Here is a 10,801-nt window from a genome sequence, read left to right on the forward strand (position 1 = left end):
TGTGAAGCCGTGGCTTGGTCTGGTGGCGTTGGCTCTGTCATGCAGCCCCTGGCCCGCCTGGGGACAGGTGACGCCACTGGACCGCCTGGGGGTCGAACAGGAACGCCTGCGCAAGCTGATCGAAGGCAAACCCAAAGCCTATGAAGATCGCTTCATCGAGTCCGCCGTTGCTGACAGCCCCGCCAATCCCACCGCTGAAGCGCCTGGTGTTCCGCCCGACGGCCAACGCTCGACCATGATCGAGGCCCGGACCAATCTGGGCCAATCCCGCGACGAACCGGTCGCACTGCGCTCGGCGCAGGAACTAGGGATTCGGTTGCTGCATCGCCGCGAAACGCTCAACCACGGCGAATGGATCATGGAAGCGGACTGGCGGCAACGACAGGGTGATGCCGATACCGTCGTCGGCAACACTCCCTCGTTTGGTACACCGCGCGGTCAACGTCTGACGCTGCGCAACCTGGGATTGCCTCTGACCGAACAATGGTTCGCCGATTCCGTGGCCGGCGATTTCACCGCCGAGATCACCGACGCACTGGCGCGCAGTTCCCGCGCCTCACTGGGCGGCAGCGTGGTGCGGGGCATCGGGGCGCGTCTGTACACCCCGGGGGTGGACATCCGACTGGGACAGGGCCGGCTCGGGGGCCTCAGTGGCGGACCGTTTCCCGGCTTCGAGCCCGATGGTGACGCCCGCCTGGCCTGGGTCGGCGCCAGCTACCGCTTCAACCCGCGCGTTTTTGCCGGTTTTCAGCTGATGGATTTCCATCGCAGCGGGTCGCCCAATGATCCTTCTGGGGCAGCCTTTGAATCGACTTATGACCGGACTCGGTCCCTGGCCCTTGCGATCGGGCATGGCCAGGAACCTGCCGCCAACGGCGAGCACCGCGTTCGGCTGGTGGCCATTCACAGCAATGCAAGAAACCTGTCGCGGGGTGGTCACTCGGCGTGGGGATGGTTCCTCGAAGGCGCGCTGCGGCACGGCGGCCTGCGCCATGAGGCCGGGTTGTACAGCGCCCAGCCCTCTCTGTGGTTCGGCGATCGCGCACTCAGTGCCGACAATCGGGGGGTATTCTGGCGCGTCGACGGCCGGAGCGGCGCGGTCAACTGGGGTCTGGGCGCGGACTACGAGTTGACCAATCCGGATGGCGCACCGGGCCGTCCCAGCGGACGGCGGATCGGCCTGTCCTCGCACGCCAACTGGCGAATCGATCGGCGAACGAGCCTGGGCTTTTCCTTTGGCAGCCAGTCGAACCGGCCACGGGCCAGTGGCGAATCGGAGCCGTCCAGCCAAGGCCTGCGAAACGCCCATGCGAACCTCTGGCTGCAAGCCGATCGCCCCCAGTGGGGACGCAGCCGCTTCGGACTGATCCTGCAGCGCAACCAGGCCCTGGTGGCCAACGCGCCGGCCGCGACCGGCGAAGAGATTCAGTGGGAACACGACTGGGTGACCGGGCGTTTCGAAACCTTGCGCCCCGAGTTCACCACCGTTCTGGGCTGGGCCCGCGACCGCAGCTCCGGTGATACGCAGACCTACCCCACCGCAGGCGTCAGCTTCCGAGCCTGGCTGGATGCTGACTGGAGCGTTCAGGGGCAGATGCGCCTGAGCTCCCGCAGCGGCAACCTGAGCACTTCGCGGGGCTTGTCGGGCAGCGTCAGTACGGAGCGTCGCCTGTCGCCCAGCCTGCGCGGAGGGGCTACCGTGCAGTTGAATCAGGCCCGTGTCAGTGCCAACCCGGCGGGAGGCGTCGACCCCCTCCCGGTGCGCAGCGATGACCGGTCGGCGCTGATCTGGCTGCGCTGGGAACAGGCGCAAGGTGCCCCTTTCGGGCCCATCGGCGTTCGCAATCCGGGGTATTCCGGCAGCGGCGACATTGACGGCGTGGTCTTTTTCGACCACAACCGGGACGGCGATCGCCAGATCGGCGAGGCAGGGGTCGCGGGGGTCGAAGTGATTCTGGACAAGCGCTACCGCACCACCACCGATCGCGATGGACGGTTTGCGTTTCCCCTGGTCACCACCGGCCCGCATCAGCTGACCCTGACGCTGGAAACCGTTCCACTGCCCTGGGGGTCGCCACCGAATCCGATGACTGCGGCGACGGTGCCGCTGCGGGGCAGCGCCGCTGTGCGCATCCCGGTCGTCCGCCTGAACGAATAACGATGAGTTCTTTGGTACTCAGCGATAACATGATCCCAATCAAAAACATCGACAACAGGCAGTAACTCTTTGTAATTCCGGCATTTTTTCACTCGCATTGGAGATGACAAAGCCGGAAAATCATGGCATGGCGAATCCCCGCCAGCAATTTACGTCCGGAGATTCTTATGAAACGCAGCATTCGACGCCTCGCAACGGTTGCGGCCGTGTCCACCTTGTTCTGTTCCGGTCTGGCCCAGGCTGAAAGCCAATATGGTTACGACCCCGCCGGTGGCGCTGGCGCCCGCACCGCAACGGCGCGTGTCACCATCACGGTCAACACCCCCAAGCTCATCCTCTTGCGTATTGGCGCATCCGCAGCCGGCGCCGAGGCGGTAACGCTGAACAACGGCATTGCCGGCGCCATTCCCGGCGGTGCCATCACCCCGGGTGCGGCCACCAACAACGCTGTGGCCGACTGGGATGGCACGGCACCGAGCTTTGCCGGCGCCACGGCTGGCGCCGTTCGGGCCTACGCGTGGACCAATGCGCTGAACGGGGGCAGCCTGACCGGCGCCATCACCACCGCATTTGCCGGTACCACGGGCGTCACGGACGCCATGATTGATGTGGCCAGCACCACGGTCAGCGGTGGCGGCCTGAACCATCCGGGCGGTGCGTCCACCACCACGGCGGCGGCAAACCTCGCCACGGCAACGACTTTTGCACGCAACGCTGTTCGCTCGGCAGACTGGGTGTATTCGATTTCGGCCGTGAACGGCGCTGCCATTGCAGCCGGTTCGGATTCGATGACCATCACCTACACTGCTACCACGCTGTAATGCCAGGGCACCCGGCCGGCTGACGACCGTGCCGCGCACCCCTTGCGCGGTACGCCGTCTCGGTCGGCTGGCGGCAGCTGCCTCACATCGAAGCGCCTGCCACCCAAGGACTGCCACCATGTCACGTCGCCTCTTCAACACCTCGCCGGTCGCCCGCACGCTGGCGCTGCTTGCCTGCTTTGGCACCGTCCCGGCGGCCTTGGCCGAGAGCACCTACGGGTACGCGGCGGCGGGGACTGGCACGGTGACAGCCACCGCCCGAGTCAACCTCAGCGTGACCGTTCCCAAACTGATTCTGCTGCGGATCGGATCGGCCAACGCCGTGGTGGACACCGCATCCTGGACCGTGGGCGCCAGCATCCCCGCCGGACCCACGGTGCCGGTCAACGGCAACAACACGGCGGTCAACTGGAACGGCGCCGCGCCCACGCTGACAGCTTCTGCCTCGCCGGCCGCGCTGAACGTGTTTGCCTGGACCAATGCCACCACAGGCACGATCAACTGCGCCTTGGGCGCCTGGTCGCAGGCGGGTGGTCCCGCCAACGCCAACTTCACCGTCACGGTAACCGGCACTTTGGCCCACCCGGGTGCCAACCTGGGCGCTTGCGCATCGGCCGGTTTCACCTCCAACACCCTGCTGTCCGGGACCTGGCAATACGTGCTGGGCGGAACACCTGGGACCTGGGCGGCGGGCGTTTACACCAATGTGGTGACCTATACGGCCACCGGCGTCTGACCAGGGACACCTATGGAACTGCGGCGGGCCGGTGATCTCCACGGTCGGTCGCGCAGGCATCCGCCGGCCTGGCGCCTGCTGGCCGTAACCAGCCTGTTGCTGGGCGTCAGCGCGGATGTGGCCGCCGTGTTCACCTGGGCCAACGTGGCGGTCCCGCGACGGCAGGTCACCCTGCGCATTGGCACCAACACCACCGGCGTCATCGACAACGTGGTCTTCGATGTGACGGGCGCCAACGTCGGCTCCGGCACGGCGGTGACGGCCGGCTCCGGTGACATTTTTGTCCAGGTCACCGTCCGCAAGCCGGTCACCGGCAACCCGGCGCGGGCCCAGTCGCTGACGGTCAACTCATCCGCCGGGCTGACCTGCGTGGGCGGCAGCGGTTGTGGCACCACCGTGATTCCGTTCACCACCATCAGCTGGGACTCGGTGGTGCAGGAAGGCGGCACCTACGCCAACTGGGATGTGCCCAGCGGCACCTTTACCGGCGCAGCCGCCCAGACGCTCTATACGAACAACGTCAACCCGGCTTTTGAAGGCGTCATGGACAGCATCAACACCCTGACTTTTCGCTACGCCAATACGGTCGTCTATCCCTCAGGCAACTACACCGGCCGTGTGGTGTTCACGGCGGCATCGCTGTGACGACCGGGCTGGCCGCCATGCGCTGGCGGGTGCGGCTGGCGGCCATGGCCCTGAGCCTCGGGACGGCCGGAGGGGCGACTTTCGCGCAGCGGCTGGACGACAGCGCGTCGCCGCGTCAGACCATACAGGCACCGCAGGTCCACAGCGAACGCGGCCTGAACCTCGCCGACGACGACCGCGCCCGTTTTGCCGTGTTGTCGTTCGGTCGCATCGAATACAAGCTGGCCACCGCCGCCTACAAGGGCCGCCGCGCCCGCATCGACCTGGTCATTCCCGCTGTCGTGCGGGGGCTGATGGCGCCGGACGGCTTGCAACTGCGCTGGCGCGGCGGGCGCCTGTTTGCCGACGGCGAAGGGCGCGGAGGGGAGCGGGTGCCGGTGTGGTCTGGCATCGTCGCCGATGCGTGGATGATCGACACCCTGGAACTCACCGCCAGGCTGGAGCTTCGCAAGCTGGATCTGCGGGATACTTCCTTCGGTTTTGAATCCTATTTCCAGATCGAGGTGTTGCCGTGATGTTCCTGCCCCCCTTCCGTCGCTTCGCCCTGGGCCTGACCGTGATCGCCGCGTCGGCGGGGCCGGCCTGGGCCGCGCCGTTTGAGATCGCCGTGTCGCCGTCACGCTTCGAGCTGTCGGGCAAGGCGAAGGCGCGCATTGGCCAGTCCCTGACCATCCACAACGTCGGTTCCCAGCCGACCGAGGTTTCCGTCCGTACCATCGACTGGACCTATTCACCGGAAGGACAGATCGGCTATCACGACGAGCTGCTGCCCGGCAGTTGCCGGCCCTGGGTGTTGCTGGAACGAAAGACCGTGAAAATCGCCGCGCGCAGCCAGACCAACTTCCGCTTCCAGGTGGAAATCCCGCCGGATGCCGCACGCTCGGAATGCCGTTTCATGCTCGCGGTCGAAGGGGTCGAGCCGGCGCACAAGGCGGTGATCGACAGCGGCGGTGCCAGCCTGAGCCTGCCGGTGAGCGGTCGGATTGCGGTGGCGGTCTACGTCGGCGTTGAAGGCGCCGAACCCCGCCTGGAGATGGTGCAATGGGGCGTCAAGGACATTCGTGGCAAGCGCACCCCGGTGGTCACCGTGGTCAACAAGGGGGACGCGCACGGCCGCCTGGAGGGCGCGCTGGAGGCGCAGGATGCCAGCGGCCAGAAATTCGAAATGATTCCGGAGGGAACGCCGGTGCTTGCCGGGCAGACCCGCACGCTGCCGCTGCTGGTCAAGCCCGAGGAAGGCAAACCGCCGGTGGAATTTCGCCTGCCACTCAAGACCCGAGGCACCCTCGAATGGGAAAAGGGTGGATTCAAGGTCGAAGCCGAGTTCCAGTGATTGCCTGGAACCACGCCTGTTGCCGGCCTGTCCACGGCGTGGTGGCGGCCACGTTGGTATGGCTGCATTCCAGCGCAGTCGCCGACACCCAGACAGTGACCGCTCCGGTCGGCAACCCGACCCAGGCGGTTTCGGTCACGGCCCGGCTGGATTTCACCGTCAACATCGGAAAATTTCTGTTCTTCCGCGTCGGCACCGGCGCGTTCCCCACACCAAGCATGTTTGTGGATACCGTCGCCTTCAGCTACGCTCCCGCCACGATTCCGGCGGGCGCCGTGGTGCCGATCGACGCCAACAACACCGCTGTCAACTGGAGCGGCGGCGCCCCGGGCTTTGCCACGCCGGGCACGACCGTGCTCCCGGTGGAGGTGCGCAGCAACGCCGGGCCGGTCACCATTCGGGCCACCGCGACGTCCGGGCTGGTCAGCGGGGTCAATTCGATTGCGCTGTCCCGGGTCAGCATCGCATCCAGCGACGCCAATCTGCCGGCGCCGACCATACCGAACGCCGGAACCGGGCCGGCGGTGAATGTGATCGGGACGGCCTTTTCCAATCTGGTGACAGTGCGCAGCGCCAACTGGACCTTTTCCTTCAACCCGGTGCCCGCGCCACTGGCCGGCGCCTATACCGGTCAGGTAACCTTCACGGCGTCAGCGCCTTAACGGGACGGAGCGAAAAAAAGCCGCCCGGCCCGGCGGCTTTTTTTTCGGCAGGTCAGCGGGCCAGGCCGGGTCAGCCGCCGATCACGCCGCCGTCGGTGCGTCGCACCACCACCGTGGCAGAACGCGGGCGCTCACCCTTGTTGGGCCATTGCGAAAAGGCCGTCGCGTTGCGCGCGATCTGGTTGTCGGTGAGGGTGCTGCCGTCGGCGTTCTTGGGGCGGTTGGGGTGGCTGCCAATCTCGCCCGGGTGCTGCACGTTGATGAACATGGTCTTGCGGTCCGGCGTCCAGGTCACGCCGGTGATCTCGCAGCCCGACGGGCCGACCAGGAAACGGCGGATTTCCTTGGTCGCGGGGTCGGCCGCCAGCATCTGGTTGTTGCCCATGTTGGCGAAATCGCCGGTGTTGGCATAGCTGCCGTCGGTCTGTATCCACAGGCGGCCGAAGCTGTCGAACGCCAGCCCGTCCGGGCTGTTGAACAGGTTGCCGGCGTTGATGTTGGCCGAGGGCTTGCGGGCGTCGGTGATGCCGGGTTGCCCGGCCATGACGAAGATGTCCCAGGTGAAGGTCAGCGCGGTGCCGTCGCCGCCGGCTTCGTTCCAGCGCAGGATGTGGCCCCAGGTGTTGTTGCTGCGCGGGTTGGCTTCGTCTACCGGCGGGCGGGCGCCGCCGGCGCTGGTGGTGCCATCAGCGTTGTTGGACGAGGCCGGGCTGCCACCGCGACGGCTGTTGTTGGTCAGGGTGATATAGACCTCGCCGGCATTCTTGGGATTGGCAGCGATCCACTCGGGCCGGTCCATCATCGTGGCGCCCACCCGGTCGGCGGCCTGGCGGCACTTGATCAGCACATCGGCCTGGCTGGCAAACCCGTTGGCGGCCGTGAGGCCGTTGCTGCCTTGCACCAGCGGAATCCAGACACCCGTGCCCATGGCGTCGCCGGTGGTGGCGCCGGCGTCGAAGCGGGCGACGTACAGGGTGCCGCTCTCCAGCAGGCGGCGGTTGGCGGCGCTGGTGGGGTTGGCCTTGTCGAAGGTCCCACTGGAGACAAATTTGTAGATGTATTCGTTGCGCTCGTCGTCACCCATGTAGACCACGACCTTGCCATTGGGCGCAATCACCATCTCGGCGTTCTCGTGCTTGATGCGGCCCAGCGCCGTGCGTTTGACCGGTTTGGAGGCCGGCGCGAAGGGGTCGATTTCGACCACCCAGCCGAAGCGGTGCGGCTCGTTGGGGTTCACGTCGGCATCGAAGCGCGGGTCGACCGTATGCCAGCGGTAGCCAAAGCCCTCCTTGGTGATGCCGTAGCGCGATTGCCCGCCGATGATGTCGGCCTTCTGGTCCTGGAAGCCGGCGGCGATGGTGGCGCCACTGGTGGGCGCGCCGAAGTAGCCGTTCCAGTTCTCTTCGCAGGTCAGGTAGGTGCCCCAGGGGGTCCAGCCGTTGGCGCAGTTGTTCAGCGTACCCAGCACTTCGGTGCCACTCGGATCGGCGGCGGTTTTCATCAGTGCGTGGCCGGCCGCCGGGCCCTGGAGGCTCATGGGTGTGTTGCCATGGATGCGTCGGTTGTAGGGCGAGGCTTTGACATGCTGCCAGGCCCCGTCGGCATGGCGTTTGACATGGTAGACGCCCACGCCATGAGCGGCCTGCGCCTTGCGGGCTTTCTCCAGCGTGAACGGGGCCATCCAGTCGTCAGCCGGCGTGGCGGCTTCGATGGCGTAGAAGTACTCCGGATTGATGTACTCGTGGTTCATCACCAGCAGGCCTTCGTCGCTGCGGTCGCCCAGGGCGTTGCCGGCGGCATTGAAGGGGAAGAACCACATGCCGTCGTGGTTGTCACCAACCTGCTGCTCCTGGTCGGCGGCGGTGTTGCTGGCATCGGCCTTCCAGGCCGGCGCGGTGGGGCTGATGGGTTCGCCCCAGGGCAGGAAAGCACTTGCGACATACCCGGCCGGCACCACCACCGCGTCCGCCATCGAGATGCCAACGGCTGTGAAACCCAGCATTTTTTCGGCGGCAGCCGCCGCGGGCGCCGGTTCGTCGTCACTGCCGCATCCGGCCAGGCCGGTCAAGAACGGCAAGGTCGCAACCCCGAGGCCGCCCAGCAGCAGGCGACGGCGGCTGGGTTGGGCGGCGATCGCCTGCTCGACCACCTGGTCCAGATTGAGGTTGTGGCTGGGGTTGGAGACGCCGTCATCGTCTCGGATGGAATGGGCCATGGTGAACTCCGTGGGGTTGTGGGAAACAAAACCCGCACTGTCACAGCCGGTCATGACATCCGTGTGGCGCCTCCATGGCATTTCGATGAAACCGGGGCCGACGGGACGCCCGCCGGGGCCGCTTTTCATCGGGTTTGGCATCTTTTCGGCCAATACCCAGCGAAAAAAGGTGCTTTTTCGCTATTGTTTTCGAACTTCTGCACGGGGCCAGAGGGCCCACAGCGCCAGCGGCTGCTTCAGGCGTCCGGCCAGTTCGCCCGCCTCGGGGCCCCAGCCGGCGAACCAGTCGGCCCGCACCGCGCCGACGATGGCGCTGCCGGTGTCCTGCGCCAGCACCAACCGATTCAAGGACGTCTGCGGCCCGGCCGACGACAGCCAGACCGGGGTGCCGTAGGGAATGCTCAGCGGGTCGACGGCGATCGATCGGCCCGGCGTCAGTGGCACACCCTGCGCGCCGCGCGGGCCGAACGCGGCGTCAAGCCCTTGCAAGGGCTCCTCGCGGAAGAACACCACCCGCGGGTTGCTCCACAGCAGTTCGTTCAGGCGCTGCGGGTTGCGCGCAATCCAGGCCTTGATGCCGGGCCAGCTGGCATCGCGCACCAAGCCCTGGTCCAGCAGCCATTTGCCCACGCTGCGGTAGGGCTGATCATTGGTGCCGGCGAAGGCCAGGCGCACGGAGCGCAGCTGGCCATCCGCCTCGCGCACCTGCAGGCGCCCGGAGCCCTGGATGTGCAGGATCAGCGCGTCCACGGGATCGTTCAGCCAGGCGATTTCGCGGCCCCGCAGCGCGGCGCGGGCCTGGGGCAAGGTGTCGATGTCCTGGCGGGTGAACCAGGGTTGCCCGGCCGGACGTCCGGCAGGTGGCGCGTACAGTGGTACGGTGAATTCAGCCGTGCGTTGCCGGCTGGCGGTCAGCATGGGTTCGTAATAGGCGGTCAGCAGGCCGGCAGTCTGGGCAGTACCCGATCGCGGCGTGATCCGGTACGGCTGCAGGGTCTGGCGCATCCAGGCCCGCTTTTCATCGTCGCTGCCCAGCGACAGACGTCGTACCGCATCACACAGACCGCGCCAGGGCAGCGCGGGCCGCTCGCAGCTTTTGAGCCAGGCGTTCCAGGCTTCGTCCAGCGCATCGGCGTCGAAGCCGGGAAGTTCGGCCCAGTCAACCGGGCTCCAGACGCTGGCGGCCCGCTCGATGACATCGGCCCCGGGTGGTGGTGACGGAGGCGCAGGCTGTGGGGGCACAGGTGTCGTCGGGGGGGCTGCAAGTGGGCCGACGTCGGCCGGGGAATTTGGCGCGGGCGGGCTGGCGCAGGCAGCGAGCATTCCTACAATCGCTGCCATCACAAGAGGCCACAGGAGTCGTTTCATGGGACTGATTCTGCTTGAAGCGCTGGCAGCCGGAATCTTGCTGGTGCTGATCGTCTGGTGGACGATGTTCTCCGGCCGCAAGGGCGGCGAGCTGCGCCGACCCGACGAAGACACCGCAAAACCGTCGTCCGCGCCCGCTTCAGACAAAAAACCTCAGTAGCCAGCGCAATTTGGTGGTTTACAGCTACACTTTACGTAGCACATTGGCCAACTCGACGGCCGAGCGAACTTCCATCTTGTCGAACACCCGCGAGCGGTGCACTTCGACCGTGCGCACGCTGATATCCAGCCGGTCGGCAATCAGCTTGTTGGGCAGGCCCTCGACCACCAGGTTCATGACGTCGCGTTCCCGGTCGGTCAGGTCGGCCAGGCGCTGGCGCAGCCGCGACTGCAGGGAGCGGTCCTCGCGGGCGGCGCGTGACTGGGCCAGCGCCTGCTCGATCCGGTCAACCAGCTGGTTGTCGGAAAACGGCTTCTCGCAGAAGTCGAAGGCGCCGCGCTTGACGGCATCTACCGCCGTGGGCACATCGGCGTGACCGGTAAGGAAAATGACGGGCATGACCGCCACCAGGCCCCGTTCGAGCAGCCGGTCGAACAATGCCAGGCCACTCATGCCGGGCATGCGGACGTCCAGCAGCAGGCAACAGGCCTGCGGCGGAAGGCCGTCGGGACGCAGCCCGAGCATCGGGTCGGACAAGTGCTGCTCGAACCGCTCGGCGCTTTCGAACGCTTCGCTGAAGATGCGCCGCGAACGCAGCAACCAGGCCATGGCCTCGCGCACGCCCCCGTCGTCATCGACGATAAAAACGGTATCGGCGCTCTGCGGTTGCATCGACGCATTCTAGGTGCGCGCATCGCCTGCG

The 10,801-nt window shown here is 66.6% G+C and carries 11 protein-coding genes; 8 read left to right on the top strand and 3 right to left on the bottom strand.

Annotated elements, in window-relative coordinates:
- Position 1: 1 nt before the first annotated feature.
- The 7 genes from AC2EBU_RS15795 (at position 2) to AC2EBU_RS15825 (ending at position 6,355) form a co-directional block, all read left to right on the top strand.
- A complete protein-coding gene (locus AC2EBU_RS15795) occupies positions 2 to 2,158 on the top strand; it encodes an SdrD B-like domain-containing protein (RefSeq protein WP_484611406.1) in 2,157 nt (718 codons plus the stop codon).
- 167 nt (positions 2,159 to 2,325) lie between these two features.
- Positions 2,326 to 2,979, top strand: a complete 654-nt coding sequence (locus tag AC2EBU_RS15800) for a hypothetical protein (protein ID WP_484611407.1) — start codon at positions 2,326 to 2,328, stop codon at positions 2,977 to 2,979.
- A gap of 118 nt (positions 2,980 to 3,097) precedes the next feature.
- Complete coding sequence (locus AC2EBU_RS15805) at positions 3,098 to 3,715, top strand: hypothetical protein (RefSeq protein WP_484611408.1); 618 nt, start codon at positions 3,098 to 3,100, stop codon at positions 3,713 to 3,715.
- Positions 3,716 to 3,727: 12 nt separating this feature from the next.
- Positions 3,728 to 4,360 (top strand): hypothetical protein, encoded by a 633-nt coding sequence (locus AC2EBU_RS15810; RefSeq protein ID WP_484611409.1) that lies wholly within the window; start codon positions 3,728 to 3,730, stop codon positions 4,358 to 4,360.
- Positions 4,357 to 4,875 carry a hypothetical protein gene (locus AC2EBU_RS15815; protein WP_484611410.1) on the top strand — a complete coding sequence of 173 codons (519 nt, stop codon included), beginning with the start codon at positions 4,357 to 4,359 and terminating at the stop codon, positions 4,873 to 4,875. The genes AC2EBU_RS15810 and AC2EBU_RS15815 overlap by 4 nt, the downstream gene beginning before the upstream one ends.
- Positions 4,875 to 5,693, top strand: a complete 819-nt coding sequence (locus tag AC2EBU_RS15820) for a COG1470 family protein (RefSeq protein WP_484611411.1) — start codon at positions 4,875 to 4,877, stop codon at positions 5,691 to 5,693. The genes AC2EBU_RS15815 and AC2EBU_RS15820 overlap by 1 nt, the downstream gene beginning before the upstream one ends.
- Positions 5,690 to 6,355 carry a hypothetical protein gene (locus AC2EBU_RS15825; RefSeq protein WP_484611412.1) on the top strand — a complete coding sequence of 222 codons (666 nt, stop codon included), beginning with the start codon at positions 5,690 to 5,692 and terminating at the stop codon, positions 6,353 to 6,355. The genes AC2EBU_RS15820 and AC2EBU_RS15825 overlap by 4 nt, the downstream gene beginning before the upstream one ends.
- A gap of 70 nt (positions 6,356 to 6,425) precedes the next feature.
- Here the strand turns inward: AC2EBU_RS15825 and AC2EBU_RS15830 are convergent, their stop codons facing one another.
- Together AC2EBU_RS15830 and mltA are read right to left on the bottom strand one after the other, a co-directional pair.
- Entirely contained in the window at positions 6,426 to 8,570 is a 2,145-nt protein-coding gene (locus AC2EBU_RS15830) for a PhoX family protein (RefSeq protein ID WP_484611413.1), read from the bottom strand.
- A 180-nt stretch (positions 8,571 to 8,750) separates the two neighbouring features.
- Positions 8,751 to 10,004 carry a murein transglycosylase A gene (gene mltA, locus AC2EBU_RS15835; RefSeq protein ID WP_484611506.1) on the bottom strand — a complete coding sequence of 418 codons (1,254 nt, stop codon included), beginning with the start codon at positions 10,002 to 10,004 and terminating at the stop codon, positions 8,751 to 8,753.
- Here mltA and AC2EBU_RS15840 point away from each other — a divergent pair.
- Entirely contained in the window at positions 9,937 to 10,098 is a 162-nt protein-coding gene (locus tag AC2EBU_RS15840; protein ID WP_484611414.1) for a hypothetical protein, read from the top strand. The genes mltA and AC2EBU_RS15840 overlap by 68 nt on opposite strands.
- Positions 10,099 to 10,122: 24 nt before the next feature.
- On the opposite strand, the gene AC2EBU_RS15845 is transcribed toward AC2EBU_RS15840, so the two are convergent.
- Entirely contained in the window at positions 10,123 to 10,770 is a 648-nt protein-coding gene (locus tag AC2EBU_RS15845) for a response regulator transcription factor (RefSeq protein ID WP_484611415.1), read from the bottom strand.
- Between the last annotated feature and the right edge of the window lie 31 nt (positions 10,771 to 10,801).

Source organism: Curvibacter sp. T50, from assembly GCF_057219955.1.